The sequence below is a fragment of the Neobacillus sp. SAB-20_R2A genome (genome assembly GCF_049568635.1).
GTDB classification, from domain to species: Bacteria; Bacillota; Bacilli; order Bacillales; family Cytobacillaceae; genus Neobacillus; species Neobacillus citreus.
Genome location: NZ_CP145895.1, coordinates 68,353 through 87,500, shown reverse-complemented (window position 1 = coordinate 87,500; position 19,148 = coordinate 68,353). Strand labels below are relative to the sequence as shown.

Annotated in this window: 16 protein-coding genes and 1 rRNA gene (1 of these 17 running past the window's edge); all 17 read right to left on the bottom strand. The window is 43.0% G+C overall.

What is annotated here, in order from left to right:
* Nucleotides 1–1,520 (bottom strand): 16S ribosomal RNA (locus V5M37_RS00440) (it extends 30 nt beyond the left edge of the window).
* Nucleotides 1,521–1,873: 353 nt separating this feature from the next.
* Complete coding sequence (gene lysS / locus V5M37_RS00435) at nucleotides 1,874–3,370, bottom strand: lysine--tRNA ligase (protein WP_423800316.1); 1,497 nt, start codon at nucleotides 3,368–3,370, stop codon at nucleotides 1,874–1,876.
* 179 nt (nucleotides 3,371–3,549) lie between these two features.
* Entirely contained in the window at nucleotides 3,550–4,551 is a 1,002-nt protein-coding gene (gene dusB / locus V5M37_RS00430; protein ID WP_423800315.1) for a tRNA dihydrouridine synthase DusB, read from the bottom strand.
* Between the two features lie 35 nt (nucleotides 4,552–4,586).
* The gene (locus V5M37_RS00425; RefSeq protein ID WP_213121119.1) at nucleotides 4,587–4,793 is read right to left on the bottom strand and encodes a helix-turn-helix domain-containing protein; all 207 of its coding nucleotides are present in this window, start codon (nucleotides 4,791–4,793) and stop codon (nucleotides 4,587–4,589) included.
* Entirely contained in the window at nucleotides 4,745–5,272 is a 528-nt protein-coding gene (gene folK / locus V5M37_RS00420) for a 2-amino-4-hydroxy-6-hydroxymethyldihydropteridine diphosphokinase (protein ID WP_423800314.1), read from the bottom strand. Before folK ends, V5M37_RS00425 begins: the two co-directional genes overlap by 49 nt.
* A 2-nt stretch (nucleotides 5,273–5,274) precedes the next feature.
* Nucleotides 5,275–5,634: a dihydroneopterin aldolase gene (folB, locus tag V5M37_RS00415; protein ID WP_213148306.1), complete on the bottom strand. Its 360-nt coding sequence runs from the start codon at nucleotides 5,632–5,634 to the stop codon at nucleotides 5,275–5,277.
* Nucleotides 5,627–6,472, bottom strand: a complete 846-nt coding sequence (folP, locus tag V5M37_RS00410) for a dihydropteroate synthase (RefSeq protein ID WP_423800313.1) — start codon at nucleotides 6,470–6,472, stop codon at nucleotides 5,627–5,629. Before folP ends, folB begins: the two co-directional genes overlap by 8 nt.
* Before the next feature lie 108 nt (nucleotides 6,473–6,580).
* A complete protein-coding gene (gene cysK / locus V5M37_RS00405; protein ID WP_213148308.1) occupies nucleotides 6,581–7,510 on the bottom strand; it encodes a cysteine synthase A in 930 nt (309 codons plus the stop codon).
* A gap of 163 nt (nucleotides 7,511–7,673) precedes the next feature.
* A complete protein-coding gene (locus tag V5M37_RS00400; RefSeq protein WP_423800312.1) occupies nucleotides 7,674–8,573 on the bottom strand; it encodes a peptidyl-prolyl cis-trans isomerase in 900 nt (299 codons plus the stop codon).
* Nucleotides 8,574–8,597: 24 nt separating this feature from the next.
* Nucleotides 8,598–9,476 carry an Hsp33 family molecular chaperone HslO gene (gene hslO, locus V5M37_RS00395; protein ID WP_423800311.1) on the bottom strand — a complete coding sequence of 293 codons (879 nt, stop codon included), beginning with the start codon at nucleotides 9,474–9,476 and terminating at the stop codon, nucleotides 8,598–8,600.
* A 13-nt stretch (nucleotides 9,477–9,489) separates the two neighbouring features.
* On the bottom strand, nucleotides 9,490–10,275 hold the full coding sequence (locus V5M37_RS00390; protein ID WP_423800310.1) for a type III pantothenate kinase: 786 nt from the start codon (nucleotides 10,273–10,275) through the stop codon (nucleotides 9,490–9,492).
* 111 nt (nucleotides 10,276–10,386) lie between these two features.
* Nucleotides 10,387–12,327: an ATP-dependent zinc metalloprotease FtsH gene (gene ftsH / locus V5M37_RS00385; RefSeq protein ID WP_213148312.1), complete on the bottom strand. Its 1,941-nt coding sequence runs from the start codon at nucleotides 12,325–12,327 to the stop codon at nucleotides 10,387–10,389.
* Nucleotides 12,328–12,462: 135 nt separating this feature from the next.
* Complete coding sequence (gene hpt, locus V5M37_RS00380) at nucleotides 12,463–13,002, bottom strand: hypoxanthine phosphoribosyltransferase (RefSeq protein WP_423800309.1); 540 nt, start codon at nucleotides 13,000–13,002, stop codon at nucleotides 12,463–12,465.
* Nucleotides 13,003–13,027: 25 nt separating this feature from the next.
* A complete protein-coding gene (tilS, locus tag V5M37_RS00375; protein WP_423800308.1) occupies nucleotides 13,028–14,413 on the bottom strand; it encodes a tRNA lysidine(34) synthetase TilS in 1,386 nt (461 codons plus the stop codon).
* Nucleotides 14,414–14,577: 164 nt separating this feature from the next.
* Nucleotides 14,578–15,591 (bottom strand): protein kinase domain-containing protein, encoded by a 1,014-nt coding sequence (locus V5M37_RS00370; RefSeq protein WP_423800307.1) that lies wholly within the window; start codon nucleotides 15,589–15,591, stop codon nucleotides 14,578–14,580.
* Nucleotides 15,560–16,297, bottom strand: coding sequence for a VWA domain-containing protein (locus V5M37_RS00365; RefSeq protein WP_423800306.1), 738 nt, complete (start codon nucleotides 16,295–16,297; stop codon nucleotides 15,560–15,562). The genes V5M37_RS00370 and V5M37_RS00365 overlap by 32 nt, the downstream gene beginning before the upstream one ends.
* Nucleotides 16,298–16,390: 93 nt before the next feature.
* Complete coding sequence (gene spoIIE, locus V5M37_RS00360; RefSeq protein ID WP_213148316.1) at nucleotides 16,391–18,865, bottom strand: stage II sporulation protein E; 2,475 nt, start codon at nucleotides 18,863–18,865, stop codon at nucleotides 16,391–16,393.
* Nucleotides 18,866–19,148 lie beyond the last annotated feature (283 nt).

The window sequence follows — 19,148 nt, the reverse complement described above, 5'->3', positions numbered from 1 at the left end:
ACGGCTACCTTGTTACGACTTCACCCCAATCATCTGTCCCACCTTAGGCGGCTGGCTCCTTACGGTTACCCCACCGACTTCGGGTGTTACAAACTCTCGTGGTGTGACGGGCGGTGTGTACAAGGCCCGGGAACGTATTCACCGCGGCATGCTGATCCGCGATTACTAGCGATTCCGGCTTCATGCAGGCGAGTTGCAGCCTGCAATCCGAACTGAGAATGGTTTTATGGGATTGGCTCCACCTCGCGGCTTCGCTGCCCTTTGTACCATCCATTGTAGCACGTGTGTAGCCCAGGTCATAAGGGGCATGATGATTTGACGTCATCCCCACCTTCCTCCGGTTTGTCACCGGCAGTCACCTTAGAGTGCCCAACTGAATGCTGGCAACTAAGATCAAGGGTTGCGCTCGTTGCGGGACTTAACCCAACATCTCACGACACGAGCTGACGACAACCATGCACCACCTGTCACTCTGTCCCCCGAAGGGGAAATTCCTATCTCTAGGAGTGTCAGAGGATGTCAAGACCTGGTAAGGTTCTTCGCGTTGCTTCGAATTAAACCACATGCTCCACCGCTTGTGCGGGCCCCCGTCAATTCCTTTGAGTTTCAGCCTTGCGGCCGTACTCCCCAGGCGGAGTGCTTAATGCGTTAGCTGCAGCACTAAAGGGCGGAAACCCTCTAACACTTAGCACTCATCGTTTACGGCGTGGACTACCAGGGTATCTAATCCTGTTTGCTCCCCACGCTTTCGCGCCTCAGCGTCAGTTACAGACCAGAAAGCCGCCTTCGCCACTGGTGTTCCTCCACATCTCTACGCATTTCACCGCTACACGTGGAATTCCGCTTTCCTCTTCTGCACTCAAGTCCCCCAGTTTCCAATGACCCTCCACGGTTGAGCCGTGGGCTTTCACATCAGACTTAAAGGACCGCCTGCGCGCGCTTTACGCCCAATAATTCCGGACAACGCTTGCCACCTACGTATTACCGCGGCTGCTGGCACGTAGTTAGCCGTGGCTTTCTGGTCAGGTACCGTCAAGGTACCGGCAGTTACTCCGATACTTGTTCTTCCCTGACAACAGAGCTTTACGACCCGAAGGCCTTCATCGCTCACGCGGCGTTGCTCCATCAGACTTTCGTCCATTGTGGAAGATTCCCTACTGCTGCCTCCCGTAGGAGTCTGGGCCGTGTCTCAGTCCCAGTGTGGCCGATCACCCTCTCAGGTCGGCTACGCATCGTCGCCTTGGTGAGCCGTTACCTCACCAACTAGCTAATGCGCCGCGGGCCCATCTGTAAGTGTCAGCCGAAACCGACTTTCAACCTTCCCTCATGCGAGGGAAGAAATTATCCGGTATTAGCTCCGGTTTCCCGAAGTTATCCCAGTCTTACAGGCAGGTTGCCCACGTGTTACTCACCCGTCCGCCGCTAATCACCGGGAGCAAGCTCCCAGTGATTCGCTCGACTTGCATGTATTAGGCACGCCGCCAGCGTTCGTCCTGAGCCAGGATCAAACTCTCCAATAAAGTTGAGTTGATTAGCTCAAAAATGTTACGTTGGCTTCATTTCAAAAGAAATGAATAATTATTGTTTGTTGACGTTTTTGTTTGTTTAGTTTTCAAAGAACTATTTAACCCGCCGCCCAAAAGCGACTTTCTTATCATACCAAGTTATCAACTTAATGTCAACAACTTTTTTTGAAATCTTTTGTCGAAGACTTACTGTCTCGCAACAACAGATATTAATATACCACCATTAATAATTTCGTGCAATAGTTTTTATCAGTTTTTATTAACCTAAATGGAAGTTTGAATATTCACTCTATTTATTAAAAAATAAAAGGAAAAGCGCCGTCTTAACAGCACTTTTCCATTACAAGTTACTTATGACGCATTAGCGGGAATAACAGAACATCACGAATCGATGGTGAGTTTGTCAATAACATTACTAAACGGTCAATACCGATTCCTAGACCGCCTGTTGGAGGCATTCCATATTCCAATGCCTCTACGAAATCTTCATCCATCTCGTGCGCTTCATCATTACCCTGCTCGCGTTCTTTTAACTGTGCTTCAAAACGCTCACGCTGATCAATCGGGTCGTTCAACTCTGTAAAAGCATTAGCATGCTCACGGGCAACGATAAACAGCTCAAAACGGTCTGTAAAGCGCGAGTCCTCGTCATTTTTCTTCGCAAGCGGAGAAATTTCAACCGGATGGCCATATATGAATGTAGGTTGTATCAACTTTTCTTCTACTTTTTGCTCAAAGAATTCATTAACGATATGACCATACAGCATATGCTCAGTAATTTCTACACCATGTTCCTTCGCAAGCTGACGGGCTTCCTCAACGCTCGTCTCTTTCCAGAAATCAGCACCAGTGTATTCTTTGATGGCGTCAACCATGTGGAGTCTTTTCCACTCCGGCTTGAGGTCTACTTCATATTCTCCGTACTGTACAGTTGTTGTACCCAATACTTCTTGCGCAATATGAGCGATGAGGTTTTCTGTCAAACTCATAATATCGCGATAGTCAGCATATGCCTCATATAATTCGATCATCGTAAACTCAGGATTATGGCGTGTAGAAACACCTTCGTTACGGAATACCCGACCGATTTCATAAACCTTTTCAAGACCGCCGACAATCAAACGCTTCAAATGAAGCTCAATTGCAATTCGCATGAACAGCGGCATATCAAGAGCATTATGATGTGTGATAAATGGTCTCGCAGATGCTCCGCCAGCAATGGCATGCATCATCGGTGTTTCAACCTCTAGATAACCATGGTCATCTAAATAACGGCGCATTGATTGAATGATTTTACTGCGGGTAATAAAGGTTTCTTTGCTTTCCTGGCTCATGATTAAATCTAAGTAACGCTGACGGTAGCGCTGTTCAACGTCCTTTAAGCCATGGAATTTATCCGGCAGCGGGCGGAGTGCTTTCGTCAAGAACACAAAGTTATCAACTTTAACAGATAACTCGCCAACTTTCGTTTTAAATAAGGTTCCGTGTGCTGCTACAATATCGCCTAAGTCAGCTGAATCAAAAATCTCATATGACTCTTCGCCAATTGCGTCCTGTCTTACGTATAATTGAATTTGGCCAGTTAAATCCTGGATATGGGCAAATCCAGCTTTCCCTTTGCCGCGTTTCGTCATAATTCTCCCGGCAATAGCAACAGTCACATTTAGGGTTTCCAATTCCTCTTTATCAACTTCGCCATATTGACTGATTAACTCTTGACTGCTATGTGTACGATCAAAACGTTTACCAAAGGGATCTAGCCCTTTTTCCCGCATCGAATGCATTTTTTCACGTCTGACCTTTAATTGGTCATTTAATTCTTCACTCACAACTATCAACTCCATTAATCATTTTATGTAAAACGCATGTTTAACCGCGCATCTGCATACTTCTATTATTTTACACAAACTGAAGAATTCAGACATCTAAAAAAGATAGAATACAATAAAAACTGCCAGTAACCCACTGGCAGTCTTAACATCAAACAAAATAATTATAGAAAATGGCACAATTTATGTCAAATTCAGCCTACTATTGCCTGGCTTTGTTCTTTTGCCTCTGCGTCTACTACTAATTCGTTTAACAAGGAAACGAGCTGTTCACGTGTAAGACACTCATTGACGGCGTTACGCGCCTTGGCATTGCCGCGGATACCTTTTAAATACCAAGCAGCATGCTTGCGCATTTCACGGACTGCGATATCCTCGTTTTTCAACGCAATCAAACGATCGAGGTGAAGGATACAGACATCAATTTTTTCACGGACAGATGGTTCGCCCATTAAATTCCCCGTTTCTAAATATTGAACCGTACGATAAATCATCCACGGGTTTCCAAGTGCAGCCCGGCCAATCATGACGCCGTCAACACCTGTTTCATCGAGCATTCTTTTGGCATCCTGTGGTGTTTCCACATCACCGTTGCCGATGACAGGAATATTTACTGACTGCTTTACTTCACGGATAATATCCCAATTCGCTTTTCCTTCGTACATTTGGACGCGCGTTCTACCGTGCAGCGCAACAGCTTTCCCGCCTGCCTTTTCAACCATTTGTGCGTTTTTAACCGCAAAGATATGGTCTTCATCCCAGCCCATCCTCATTTTAACCGTAACAGGCTTTTCAACCGCATCTACTACAGCCGAAACCATTTCATAGATTTTATTAGGATCAAGCAGCCATTTCGCACCTGCATCACATTTTGTGATTTTTGGAACTGGACAGCCCATATTAATATCGATAATATCAGCGTTCGTATTTTTATCGACGAATCTTGCTGCCTCGACAAGCGTTTCTTTTTCGCCGCCAAAAATTTGCAGGCTCAATGGTTTTTCCCGCTCATCAATATAAAGCATGTTCATTGTTTTTTCATTTTTAAAAACTATACCTTTGTCGCTGACCATTTCGGCGCAGACCAATCCGGCGCCAAACTCTTTTACCGTAAGACGGAATGCCGAGTTACAGACTCCAGCCATAGGCGCCAAGACGACAGGGTTCTTCATTTCAATATTGCCAATTTTCAGCATTAAACGTCCTCCTTAACTAAAATTTTTCTATCCAACTATTCCTTTGGTGCTAAATCTTCCTTGGTTATTTTTAAAGACAGTGCAATTTTCTCCAGCAGCTCCTCTGCTGGCAGACGGTTGCCCCGCTCAATTTCTCCCAAAATGGAAACTGATACCCCCAGTTCCTTTGAAAAGCTCTCTTGTGTAAAACCTTTTAGCTTCCGATAGGCTCGAATCCGCCTTCCCCACTTTTCTGCTTCCATATTCGGACTCCTTCTTTATCTTGTAATTCAACCATATATGCTCTAAGAGGCTTCTTCATCCCCGAAATATGAATATCTGGATTTATTTCAAAAAGCGGAATCATCACAAACGCCCGTTCCAGCATCCGCGGGTGCGGAACGATAAGCTTCTCTGTTTCAATATTTTCGTGATTGAATGTCAAAATGTCAAGGTCAATCGTCCGCGGGCCCCATCTGATCTCCCTTTTCCTGCCAAGTTCCTGCTCGGTTTTTAAACATGTATCCAATAGTTCATTGGCGTTTAAGACTGTTTTAACCTCGATTACCATATTTAAAAATAAATCCTGATCCTCATAGCCGATAGGATCTGTCTCGTATATAGAGGACTTATTTACCAACTGAATTCCCGGATGATTGGTTAAGATTTGGATAGCCTTCGCCATATTATCATAACGGTTTCCGATATTTGAGCCAAGGGCAATAAATGCTGTATTTTCCACTTTTATCTTCTCCTTGTAATCTCGACAGCAACGGATTCGTAATGGCCGGGAATAGGAGGATCAGGCTTTATCACCTTCACCGTAACCTCTTCAACTAAAGGAAATCCTAATAAGACACTTCCGGCAATTTTCTCAGCGACTGCCTCGACCAACTTTTTAGGTTCACCCTCGACTACTTCCTTACATAATTGATAAAGCTCACCGTAATGAACAGAATGTTCAAGCGCGTCAGTTTCACCTGCTGCTTTTAAATCCAATGAGACCGACAAATCGACAGAAAAGCGCTGTCCCAATACGGTTTCTTCGGGAAAAACGCCGTGGTACCCGTAAAACTCCATACCATTAACATATATTTTATCCAAGCATGTCACCCTTTCCCATCATTGCATCCATCATTTTTGCCATCCTGCTCATTTCTTTGACATCGTGAACACGGATCATTTGGCAGCCTTTTTGAATGCCGTAACAGATGGTTGCCCCTGTACCCTCCATTCTTTCATTAACAGGCAGATTTAAGGCCTGTCCAATCATCGTTTTTCGGGAGGTTGCCAAGAGAACCGGGTAGCCAAGCATCACAAGCTTATCCAAATTTTGCATCATCAACAGATTTTCTTGATAGTCCTTAGCAAAACCAATGCCCGGGTCGAGAATAATATTTTCATCCTTCACACCCGCTTTTTTAACAATCGCGATGCTTTCATATAAATCATTGATGACATCCCTTACAAACAATTGATAATTTCGATCAGGGCGATTGTGCATGAGGATAATTGGAACATCATATTCCGCCGCAACCTCACCCATCCGTTCATCCGCCTTTGCCCCCCAGATATCATTAATAATATGGGCACCAGCTTGGATCGCCTGCCTGGCCACTTCCGCTTTGTATGTATCAATCGAAATTGGCACTTGAACTTGTTTGGCAATGGCCTCAATAATTGGAACTACCCGCTTAATTTCTTCCTCCTCAGGAACCACCGCAAAGCCAGGACGGGTAGATTCTCCTCCGATATCAATAATATCTGCGCCAGCTTCAACCAGTTTCTTAGCATGTTCAACAGCCTTGTCAATATTATTAAATCTACCGCCGTCGGAGAATGAATCTGGTGTGGCATTGAGGATTCCCATCACAATGGTTTTTTTGCTCATGTCCAATGTGTATGGCCCGCAATGGATGTTTTGTTCAAAAGCTGCATTCATCCCATTCCCTCCTAAAAACTCTTATCCTTTAATCATACAATAAAAGAGGACCAGGACACAAAAAAAAAGAGGACGCCGGCAATTGCCGACGACCCCCTGTCCGTTCACTTATTCTACATCGTATTGATATAGAGGAGTACTTAAATAACGCTCGCCGTTATCAGGTATAATTGCTAATACTTTTTTGCCTTTTCCAAGTTCCTTTGCCACTTTTAATGCTGCAGAAATAGCAGCGCCGGAAGAAATACCGCCAAGAATTCCTTCTTCTCTGGCCGCGCGGCGGGAAGCATCAAATGCTTCTTCCGTGCTAATTTGAACAACTTCATCATAAATTTCTGTATTTAATGTATCAGGCACGAAGCCAGCACCAAGGCCTTGCAGCTTATGCGGACCTGGCTTACCGCCAGATAGAATTGCTGAATCCTGCGGCTCAACAGCATAGATTTTTACATTAGGGAATTTTTCACGGATAACACTGCCGGCACCTGAAATAGTTCCGCCTGTACCAATACCGGAAACAAATCCATCAAGCTGATCCATTTGCTCGACAATTTCTTTCCCTGTTGTTTTGCGGTGAACCTCAGGGTTGGCTTCGTTTTTGAACTGTTGCGGCATAAAGTATCCGTTTTCAGCAACTAAAGCTTCTGCGCGAGCAATAGCTCCCTTCATTCCTTCTGGTCCTGGTGTAAGAACTAATTCAGCACCATAGGCGCGAAGCAGATTCCGTCTTTCTAAGCTCATTGTTTCTGGCATTACAAAAACAGCTTTATAGCCCTTTGCAGCAGCTACCATCGCAAGTCCGATACCTGTATTGCCGCTTGTAGGCTCAACAATTGTATCGACACCTGGTTTGATTAAGCCTTTTTCTTCTGCAGCTTCAATCATTGCTAATCCGATACGGTCTTTTACACTGCTACCTGGATTAAAGTATTCAAGCTTTAAATAAACATCTGCGCTATTTTCATCAACTAATTTGTTAAGCTTTACAATCGGTGTTTGCCCAATTAATTCTGTAATGGAATTTGCCACACGAACCATCTGAAATCTCTCTCCATTCTATTCCGAGTATTTTTATTGGATTTATATATATTGAATTTACCAGTTTTATACTTGTTTTGTCAATCATTTTGACTAGGGAATTTTGTGAAAATTTTCGAAACAGATTTGCCTAAAAGAAAAACACAAGATGGATTCCTGTGCTTTAATTTGTTTCGTTATTTTTCCCGTAAAACCAGTTTACCTTGGCTTCTTTCCAGAAGGAAGAAGCAGAGGCTGGGGTCTTCATCTGCTCTAAGGCCAATTGGCGGCGGACTTGTTTTTTTACCTCCTCGAAGGAGTACTTTTTACCGCTGATTTTGCCTTCCATTTTGATGATGGCGTACCCATCGTCAATCTTAAATGGTTTACTATAAGCTTTTTTCTTTAATTTTTTTGCCGTGTCAATATAACTTTCTGGGTATCGCTCATCGCCATCATTAATATATCCAATATCTCCGCCTTCATTCGCGGAGAATTCATCAATGGAACGCTCCATGGCCAAAGCTGAAAAACTCGACCCTTGCGCCAATTCTTTTATCGCCTTATTCGCTTCTTCCTTGGTTTTCACTACAATATGGGATAGATGATAAATTTCCGGAACATCGTATAAATCCTTGTTCTTTTGGTAATAGCTCTGTAATTCTTTATCAGAAATGATTACATCTTTTGTCAAAAGCTCTTGCAGGAGAAGACTGTCCTGAATTTGTTCCTTCCACCTTTTCTCATCAAGCTGATTTTTTTGGCTGAATGCGCTATTCGTGGCCTGCAGGAGCCGAAATTCACGTTCAACCTCTTGGTCTGAGATTTTAATGTCATACTTCTTTGCCATCTCACGAATAACCTTTTGGTCAATCAACTCTTTTAAGATATCTTTCCCATATCTTTTTTCCAATTCATTTAGCCATTCCTGCCTTGTAACTGACTGCTTCCCCACGGTCGCCACAGCTTCATCATTTATTGCAGTCCCGCCATCTTCGGTTCCCTTTGCCAGAAAAAAGGCGATGGTTAAACAATTCAGCATGATAAGGCCGGCGATTACCATCCACAGTTGCTTTTTCCCCAAGCCTAATTCTCTCCCCATAAACGATTATTTAGCTGATTCTTTCAATTCCTCCAGCTCTTCTTTTGTAAAGAGGTATTTCTCGTTACAGAAATGGCAATGAGCCTCTGCCTGTCCATCCTCTTCAATCATCGCGGTAATCTCATGGGCACCTAATCCGACGATGGCATCAGCAAAGCGCTGTTTTGAACAAGTGCATTGAAATTTGACGGGCATGGTCTCCAAGATTTTCACATTCTCTTGTCCAAAAAGTTCATTTAAAATTTCTTCAGGGGTTAAACCCTTTTCCACCAATTTCGAAATAGGCGGAATCGTCTTTAACCGTTCCTCCAATTTGGTAATAACAGCATCTTCTGTTCCAGGCAGGATTTGCAGGATAAAGCCGCCAGCTGCCAGAATGGAATCATCAGGATTCACCAAGACACCCACACCTACTGAGGACGGGACTTGCTCAGATGTTGCAAAATAATATGTAAAATCCTCTCCGAGTTCTCCTGAAACAAGCGGAACCTGGCCGGAAAAGAAATCCCTGAGGCCAATATCCTTTACAATCGCTAATGTCCCGTCCGTTCCGACCGCGCGGCGGACATCAAGCTTACCATGCTCGTTCGATTCAAAATCAACCTCTGGGTTGGTCACATATCCGCGCACCTCACCGCTTGCGTTACTATCGACGAGAATCGGACCAAGCGGGCCGCCTCCGTCGATTTTGATGGTCAGCTTTTCGTCGCCCTTAAGCATCGCCCCCATCATCACCCCTGCGGTCATTGCGCGGCCAAGCGCGGCTGAAGCCGTTCTCCATGTTTGATGGCGTCTTTGCGCCTCACTGACTGTTTCCGTCGTGCGGACGGCATATGCCCTTATATTTCCATCATAAGCAAGCGCCTTAACTAAATAATCGTTCATGTTAAACCCCTTTCTAGTTGCTATTCTTTATATTATCCATATTCCGTTTATAGATAAGGTGAAGCCCCTTTAAAGTTAAAAATGGATCGACTACATCTATAACGGTTGACTCTTGAGCAATTAAACTGGCAAGCCCGCCAGTTGCAATAACAGTCGGCTTTTTCTCACTATGCTCTGTCATCCGTCTGACAATGCCTTCAACCTGTCCAACATAGCCATAAACAATGCCAGCCTGCATAGCAGCAACGGTGTTTTTCCCAATAACTCCTTCCGGACGGGCAATCTCAATACGCGGCAGCTTTGCTGCTCTTGAATACAAAGCTTCAGTAGAAATGCCAATTCCCGGTGCAATCGCACCGCCCATGTACTGGCGTTCCTCATTTACATAGCAATAAGTAGTGGCTGTTCCGAAATCAACAATTACTAATGGACTGCCGTACTCATGGATCGCTGCAACAGCGTTTACAATTCTGTCTGCTCCAACCTCACGAGGGTTTTCATATTTGATATTTAGGCCTGTTTTAATGCCAGGACCAACAACCAGCGGTTTCACATGAAAATACTTATGACACATTCTCTCTAAGGCGAACATGATTGGCGGAACAACAGATGAGATAATAATTCCATCTATTTCAGAAAAAGCAAGGCCTGAATAATCAAACAAAGACTTAATATTCATCCCGAATTCATCTTCTGTACGGTTCCGGCTTGTTTCCACCCGCCAATGGTATTTGAGCTCTTCTCCTTTGTAAACACCAAGGACAATATTTGTATTCCCCACATCAATAACGAAAATCACATCTATCACTCACTTTTTAGGAAATTTTCATTTATATGCAAACATAATACCATATTTACATTGCCGGTGAAAAAAAATAAGAGTGCTTCTGCTGAAGCACTCTTCTTCATTTTATTTATTTTCAGGATCGTTAGGAGCATCTTCCTTAACGTCTTCATCCTTTTTCATGTTAATATTTACCTTCACATCATCTGCTTTTTTAGTATCTAAGCGAACAGATTCTAATTCAGCAGGATTTTCCGGCAAATGGCCATTTTCAATCAAATACTTAATTTGCTCTGCATTTAGTGTTTCCACTTCTAGCAGGGTTTTTGCAATAAGGTCAAGTTTATCACGATTTTCAGTAAGGATTTGTCGGCATCTTTCATAAGATTCCTTTATAATCCGTTGAATCTCAAGGTCAATTTCATAGGCAATGGCATCAGAATAATTCTGTTCATTATGAAGGTCACGCCCTAAGAACACCTGACCGCCTTGCGCCTGGCCAAATTGAAGAGGCCCAAGCTTATCGCTCATTCCAAACTCCGTAACCATTCTACGGGCAATGCCAGTCGCACGCTGGAAGTCGTTATGAGCGCCGGTGCTTACCTCACCAAACACAATCTCTTCTGCAACCCGTCCTCCCAATAAACCAACAATCTTATCAAGAAGTTCTGGCTTTGTCATGAAATAGCGGTCTTCTCTCGGAAGCATCACGGCATAACCGCCTGCCTGCCCGCGCGGCACAATCGTTACCTTGTGAACCATATCCGCTTCATCCAGGACTAAGCCGATAACAGTATGGCCGCCTTCGTGGAAAGCAACAATCCGTCTTTCCTTTTCTGAAATGACCCGGCTCTTTTTCGCTGGTCCAGCAATCACGCGGTCGGTTGCTTCATCGATATCAACCATCTCGATTTTCTTTTTATTTTGACGGGCGGCAACAAGGGCTGCCTCATTCAATAAGTTTTCCAGGTCTGCACCGGAAAAACCAGGTGTACGCATCGCAATATTTTTTAAATTAACAGCTTCATCCAACGGCTTATTGCGGGCATGGACTTTAAGCACTGCCTCACGGCCATTGACATCCGGACGGTCTACCGTAATCTGACGATCAAAACGTCCTGGACGAAGTAATGCAGGGTCTAAAATATCTGGTCTGTTGGTAGCTGCAATGATAATGATTCCTTCATTGGCACCAAAGCCATCCATTTCGACAAGCAATTGGTTCAATGTCTGTTCGCGTTCATCATGCCCGCCACCTAGACCGGCGCCACGCTGACGTCCTACAGCATCAATTTCATCGATAAAAATAATACATGGTGCGTTTTTCTTCGCATTTTCAAACAAATCACGCACGCGGGATGCACCGACCCCGACGAACATTTCTACGAAATCAGAACCGCTGATCGAGAAGAACGGAACGCCTGCTTCACCGGCTACTGCCCGGGCAAGCAAGGTTTTACCTGTTCCTGGAGGTCCGACTAACAGAACTCCTTTAGGAATCCGCGCACCAAGCTCAGCAAACTTACGAGGGTCTTTTAAGAATTCAACGACTTCCACTAACTCGGCCTTCTCTTCATCTGCACCGGCAACATCTCTAAAACGGACCTTTTTCTTATCGTCGTTATAAAGTCTTGCTTTTGATTTCCCAAAGTTCATAACTCGGCTGCCGCCGCCTTGGGCTTGGTTTAATAAAAAGAAGAATAAAATAAAGATAATCACAAACGGAATGATCGAAGTAAAGAAAGTTACCCAGCCGCTTGTTTCTTTAGCAGGCATTACTTCTACCTTGGAATCAGCTTTATCAATGCGATCAAGGATTTTTTCGCTGTTTGGAATATAGGTAATAAATTTTTTATCCCCAGCTTCCAACACTCCACGAACCTCATATACTCCCCGCTCAGGCTGCATCGAAAATGATTTAACTTCACCATTTTCCAGTTGTGTTACGAACTTATCATAGGAAATATGATCGGTTGGTTCATTGCTGCCATTAAAAAAACTGACTACGCCAATAATGACTAAAAATATTAATAAATAAAAGATGGTATTACGGAAAATCCGATTCATCTCTTACCTCCTCCCGCGGGTAAAGACTATATTAAATAGTATCATAGAAAATCCTGTTAATTCAAGGAATTGCCCTCGCCATAATAGGTTTTGGACAGCGAGAATAATGCCTTATTTTTTGGTTCCGATTAATGATTATTTGCTATATACTTCCGGCTTTAAAACACCAATATATGGAAGGTTTCGGTATTTTTCCATGTAATCCAAACCATAGCCTACCACAAATTCATCAGGAACAATAAAACCAACAACATCAGCTTGTATCTTGCTTTTTCTACCCGCCGGCTTATCCAGGAGCGTGACAATTTTTATGGATTTTGCCTTACGGTAATGGAATAAATCGACTAAATAGCTGAGTGTTAAACCGCTGTCGATAATATCTTCGATAATTAGGATGTCTCTTCCTTCTACAGATGTATCCAAATCCTTAATTATCTTTACCTCTCCGGAGGAAACCATCGCGTTTCCGTAACTGGAAACATCCATAAAATCCATTTCCAAATAGCAATCCATTCGTTTTAACAAATCAGCCATAAAAGGCAATGCACCTTTTAAGACTCCAATTGCAAGGGGGAAGCGATCTTTATATTCCTCGGTTAATTGAGCCGCTAACTCCTTTACTTTTTTTTGTATTTCCTCTTCTGATACTAATACTTCCTTAATATCCTGGTTCATTATTAGTGTGCCCCCTAGAAGATGTTTACTTAATATATGTAAGTAGTATATATTGTTTAGCTGACATTTCTATACCTTCAAATGATGACTTTTTAAGACCTGGCAGCCATAGGATACTCCCTTCCCTGTCTGTTATGACCGGCCATGTATCCCTGTCATGAAGCGGGATTTTTTGGTCAATAAAGATATCTTTTAACTTTTTGGAACCTGTCATCCCTTTTAAGGTCATTCGGTCGCCTTTTTTTCTTGTCCGAATGATAATCGGAAAGGTTACTCTCTCGGTGTCAAACACCGCCATGTTGACAGGAATATCAGCATTATCTAAACCGGTATACTCTACCTTAACAGTGGTGCCATTAGGCAGATTAATCATTCCAGGCTCATTCACCTCAAAAAGGTATTGTTCCACTTTAACGGGCTTAAATTCAAAGGATAATTCCTGATAAGAACGGATTACTTTTAACCCGCCTGGAAAATCCAATTTCCCCGATGGTCCGCCGCGCTGGATTAGATTAAAAACTTGGTCGATATGGATGGCTGAAAGATCTGCGCACTTTTTTTTGTAAAGATAGTTTAATATTAGTTGAATACCCCTTCTTTGTAAAGGCAAAGGCAATTCGAGAAATTTCCCAATGTCAATCAAAATTTTATCGGCTTTCCTTTGTTTTTCTACTGTATTCATTTTTTCAATCGTTAATTCCTGAAGAAACGATTCATCCGCTTGCAGGTCTTCGCTAAATCGCTGAAACTGTTCATGGACAAGAGGATTTTCCAATTTTAAAAAAGGAAGAACTTCACTGCGAAACCGATTTCTACTGTATACACCCTTTTTATTGCTTGGGTCGATTCTTGGTGTAAGCTGATGCTTTTGGCAATACTGTTCAATTTCACCCTTTGTTACACATAAGAACGGGCGAAATATTGTGCCGAAATAGAAGGGGCGGGAGAAAGGAATGCCAGCCCTGGCCAATCCTGTACTGCCCCTTGTAAAGCGCATGAGAATCGTTTCGATTTGATCATCACCATGATGTCCAAGAGCCAAATAGGGGGCTTGATACTTTTCCATAACTTGCGAATAAAAGGAGTATCGTACTTCCCTGCCAGCTACCTGTGAGCTTTTCCCTTCCTTCTTCATGATGTCCGTTACATTAACCCGGATCATTTCAAAAGGAACTCCATACTGTTGACAAAATTCCTTAACGAACATAGCATCCTCATAGGATTCCTGGCCACGAAACATATGGTCAACATGGGCAACTATAATCGTCAGGTTCTGTTTTTCCTTCTTCCTTAGCAGGAAGTCGAGCAGCGCCAACGAATCAGGCCCGCCTGAAACCCCGACAACAATTCTTTTATCTTTAAGCTTAAATGAATGCCGGTTAAGAAAGTCCTCAACCTTGGCTTCTAACATACAGATACACACTCTCTAAAATCAATGTTTTTAGAAAAACTTAAGTTTAGAATACCACTCTTTTAGAGTAACTATCAAAATTATAGGCCCGTTTGAAAAAGAAATATTTCATAAAAACCTGAACTCTTGTTATTTACGGAGAAAGAATAAAAAAGTTTCATTTTTTACAGCAGTTTTAAAAAAATATATAACCCATACAATACACTTAGGACTATGGCGATAAAGAAAAATTCCAGCCAGCCGCTTTTTTTCTTTTTCTTTCGGAAATCGCGGCGGGAAATGTTAATATTCCCTTTTGGGGATTGTGCTGAATGCTGGCCGGGTCTGACCCCTTTGGATACCGGTTTGGAATCCTTTTTTGGCTGGTCGCTGATGGTGTCCAATAGGTCTGATCTCATTTGGCTGGCACTAGGATAATGTCCCATTAAAGCCTTTAGGATAACCCGTTCATAGCGATGCAGTTCCGGTTTTAAACGAATCGCCTCCCTTAATTGCTCTATTCCGCCTGTAGTTTTTTTAAAACGCTTAGGATATGCAGTATTAATCATCATCATCGCTGCCGAGAACAAATCATAGGTTGCTTCGGCCTTTCTGGAGCCCAAGCCCCAATAGCCGCGATCATAGAACTCCGTGAATTCTTTAATGGCTCTTCCCTCAATTGTTGTTCCGCCGACATCAATGCACCTGATTTTCGGAGGAGGGCCAGTCACAATCAGGTTTTCCGGTTTTAAGTCCCCAAAAATCCAGCCGCTGCCATGCAGCCTATCCAGATCACTTAATAATTGCAGGAACAAAATCGGCATCCATGATTTTCCCTTCTGCTCTAAAAAGGAAAGCAAATCGGGTCCCTGAATATATTCCATCACATAAAACGAAATAGGGCGGGAGTTCCCTCTGCCAACTTGCCAATCATCCACATCAAACAAAGAAGGCCCAAGGGTTTCTTGGCCCTGGACCTTTGCAAAGGATTTTAAAACGTTTACCTCAGACGTGATGGACATACCGTTATCACTCATTTTTAGAGCGACCTGTGTATTATTATTCTTTGCAAGGTAGACCACCCCGTTTGCTCCAAATCCTAGTTCCTTTATGATTTTATATTGTTTGGAATGCCATCTCCCTGTAACATTTGTTCCCGGACTGATTTTATATTGATTCTTCCATGTATGATTCATCATCGTCTGATAAGAGACTCCTTAATGATCGTTTTTGATTAAAGGACGTTAAAGCAGTCCGGATGGCTGGCCCTGTCGGGGTTATTCCCCCCGTGGTCAATTTGGAAAAGATGCTTGTCAAATTTTGTAGGTTTGGCGTCCAATCCAACAATCTTTCGACATCATTCTTTTTCCCGGGAAATACATAAACAGAAAATTGGTTATCTCCTGTCCTTGCGTTTAAGCTTAGTGAAAGGTCAAGCAGCGCCTCTTTTACGGTCGGAAGCTTTTGCTTCATGCTCGCGCTTGTATCGACAAGAATCAACACCTCTAATTCGACAGTCTCGCCGAGTTCGTCGACAACCTCCATCACTTCGCCTCTTTTTTCCGGAGGCAGGTCCTCCATTGTCTTGGAACGGCCGAGGATTTGCTGCAATTCCCGATTTACCACCCCTTGGATGGTTTGGTTCATTGCTTTTCTTGTGACCATTTGAACCGTTTGTGAGAGCGCCTCTGCATAGACTATCTGGCTCACGCCGCCGCCTGAAGCAGCGATTCCTTCTATTTCTGTCATTCCTTTTTCATCAATCACATCATGCTCCATTACACCAATGACATTGACGGTTATTCCCTGTTCATGAGCTAGTGCAGCCATCGCAATCGGGTCCTCACCCTGATTGGAGCAGCCATCTGTAAATAATAGGATTTGGCGAATCTTCCCTGTGTACATAACCTTCTCCCTCCACAAATGAATTGGTATCATTGTCGACGAGGGAAAAAGTATTTATACATAAATTAGCAGAATCCAGTGTAAAATAATTAGTTACGCTTGGCGCTTCATCTTTTGAACAGGAATAGTTGCCCATTTCGGTGTATTATGTCTGATCTTTGCCACCATGACGGTCATATCATCGTCAATTATTTCCGATTTGGAGCGAATCACATCTTCTAGGATTAAATCAGCTACCTCTTGAGGGTCATCTGTTTCCAATTCAAGGATTTTCCGTTTCATCCATAAATCATAATTTTCTACATGCTTCGGCCCCTCAAAGACACCGTCGCTCATCATAATTAACAAGTCCCCTGCCTTTAACTGTTCATCCACTACATCTACCTCAAAATCTTGAAGAATTCCCATCGGCAGGTTGCTTGCCTGTATCTTAATGACTTTTTTCCCCCTTTTAATAAAGCTCGGCGTAGATCCTATTTTAAGAAATTTGGCAGATGCGTTTTTTAAATCAATCATCGCCAAGTCCAATGTCGAGAATATTTCATCCGTTGTCCGCAGTGAGAGGATGGAGTTAACCGATTTGATGGCGATTTTTTCTTCAATGCCTGATTGGAGAATTTTTTGCAACAGCTTTAGTGTTTCATCACTCTCATAATGAGCCCGTTCGCCATTACCCATTCCGTCACTGATGGCGAGTGCCATTTTTCCAAGTCCCAGTTCAATCGTGGAATGGCTGTCACCGGACACTAAACCGCCATCCTTGGCAGCATGGGCTACACCCGTGTCGACCGTATAGGCCTTTGAAGACCTAAAGACAACATGGCAGAAGCCATTTGGATAGGTTGCACATTCCTCCAATCTAACCACAATCGTTTCCCCAAGAATATCGGACAGCATGGGAGCAATTAACTTTTCACACTCCCCGTGGCCATTACAAAACGGAACAGACATTTCAATATCAACATTTCCCGGCTCCAAGCTGTAAATTTCCACCTGTTCAATATGGATGCCAAATCCTTGCATGGCCTCCATGATTTGCTCCTCCTGTTTGTAGTAATTTTCCCGTTCACGCTGGATTTCCTTGGCGAAATTGTTCATCACTTCAGAAACACCTAAAAGTTGGTCCGCAACCAGCTTTCGACTTTCGTGTACTTTTTTCTTCAATTTTATATTGGCCTGGTAAAAAGTCAGTTCCTGGGCAATTGTTTCATACACCTTTTTCGGCCGCGAACAAAGCTTTTCCCATTCTCTTGACATCCTTAAAGAAATATTGCCGTCGTTTTGATCCATTTCATGAATAATTTCCTCCATGCAGGCATAGGTTGTACTAAAATTCTTTGCCCAGCATTGTTCTTTTTTAAAGCACGTTTGGCATGTCTTTTCGGTTACATGACTCATGAAGTAATCCATTTCCCGCTCATCTTCATTTTCAACAGGAAATGCATCCGTTTGTGAAAAGCTTTTGGAGAGGGCATGAAAGACATTTGAAAATTGCGAAACCCTTTGGGCCGTTACATCGCGCATTTTTCTCATATATTTTTGCTGCTCAGCCATATGCTCGGGTGTTCCGGGTATATACTTTGCCAGTCTGGAGGTTAAGCTTTGGGGTGTTAACAGGAATAAACAAATAGCTGCCGCTGTTTCATAGATTGTCAACAGCAGTGAGCCGCCCCCTTCACCGTACATGCCAATCAGCAGGGTAGCGATAAACAAGCCGACTGATACACCAATCTTTTTCCCTTCCTTGAGAAGGCCCCCTAAAACACCTGAGAAGGCTAATAGACTCATATGATAGAAACTCGACACACTTGCCAGGCTGAAAATTAGACCAGTGACAACTCCAACCGTTGATCCGACAGTTGCCCCTGCTATAAAAGAAAAGACGAGAACCAAATAACGGGACAAGACATGTTCAAGCGATAGATCATAGACCTTCCAGCCAATCGTTCCCGTCATTATCGAGGCCAGCATAATGATTAAGCAGACGATTTCTTCTGTTTTTAATAGCTGCCTGCGTTTATTAGCCGTTAGCAGTGGAATGCTCTGCAGGAAAATCATCGTCAAAATAAAAGCAAGGCTGGCCTGAACCCCAACCATCATGACATCATAAAGGGTTATTGCTCGGGAGAGAATAAAGGCTTCAGCCAATTTCGAAAGCCCTAAAATAATTCCCACAAAAAAGGGCAGCGCTCTCATCTCATTGTTCAGCCATTTTTGACTGATACGGTAAATGAATAAGAACAGAAAAGTGACAATAAAGGTAAAGGCGGCATTTCCTAATGACAGGGTAGCAGCCCCTGTAACCAGTCCAATCAGGGCAAGCGGTGCCCGATCCTTTTTAATAAAATAAACAGCGGCAAAAAAGGGCAGACTAAACGGAGTCAGCTTTGCCAATATCAGGGCTCGTCCAAGTAAAAATCCTACGATTAATAATAGAAATCCTTTTTTAATGAAAAAGGACTCTAGCATAAATTGAAGCTTTTTAAATCCATAGTTCAAATTCCATTTTGGCGTGTGAAGATTGACTTCCCCGATCGGTTCTATTAAACTCGCATTTGGCTTTTCCATATATCCACACTCCCGATTCATTATTGTTAGAATCTATTATAAGTTTGCTAGATTTAAAAGTTTGTCAAAATAGTGAACGAGTTCAAAGAATCGTTCGACGGTTTTCACTATTTTCATTCAAATAATATTATCAATCTTAATTTGCTGTCATTATTTCAAAGTTTTTAATATATATTGGTACATAAATGAAAACTCGCCGATTGGCGAGTCCGATAGGACGAAGACAGAGGGGTAGTTGAATTTATACTTTCTTATTAGCTAAAAAAAGACAGGCCATTATGAC

Bases quoted from the DNA above. Each gene is read 5' to 3' on its own strand.
- cysK (WP_213148308.1), bottom strand. From the start codon at position 7,510: ATGGTTCGTGTGGCAAATTCCATTACAGAATTAATTGGGCAAACACCG.
- V5M37_RS00370 (WP_423800307.1), bottom strand. From the start codon at position 15,591: ATGATGAATCATACATGGAAGAATCAATATAAAATCAGTCCGGGAACA.
- spoIIE (WP_213148316.1), bottom strand. From the start codon at position 18,865: ATGGAAAAGCCAAATGCGAGTTTAATAGAACCGATCGGGGAAGTCAAT.
- tilS (WP_423800308.1), bottom strand. From the start codon at position 14,413: ATGTTAGAAGCCAAGGTTGAGGACTTTCTTAACCGGCATTCATTTAAG.
- ftsH (WP_213148312.1), bottom strand. From the start codon at position 12,327: ATGAATCGGATTTTCCGTAATACCATCTTTTATTTATTAATATTTTTA.
- hslO (WP_423800311.1), bottom strand. From the start codon at position 9,476: ATGAACGATTATTTAGTTAAGGCGCTTGCTTATGATGGAAATATAAGG.
- dusB (WP_423800315.1), bottom strand. From the start codon at position 4,551: ATGCTGAAAATTGGCAATATTGAAATGAAGAACCCTGTCGTCTTGGCG.
- folP (WP_423800313.1), bottom strand. From the start codon at position 6,472: ATGAATGCAGCTTTTGAACAAAACATCCATTGCGGGCCATACACATTG.
- V5M37_RS00365 (WP_423800306.1), bottom strand. From the start codon at position 16,297: ATGTACACAGGGAAGATTCGCCAAATCCTATTATTTACAGATGGCTGC.
- V5M37_RS00425 (WP_213121119.1), bottom strand. From the start codon at position 4,793: ATGGAAGCAGAAAAGTGGGGAAGGCGGATTCGAGCCTATCGGAAGCTA.
- lysS (WP_423800316.1), bottom strand. From the start codon at position 3,370: ATGGAGTTGATAGTTGTGAGTGAAGAATTAAATGACCAATTAAAGGTC.
- hpt (WP_423800309.1), bottom strand. From the start codon at position 13,002: ATGAACCAGGATATTAAGGAAGTATTAGTATCAGAAGAGGAAATACAA.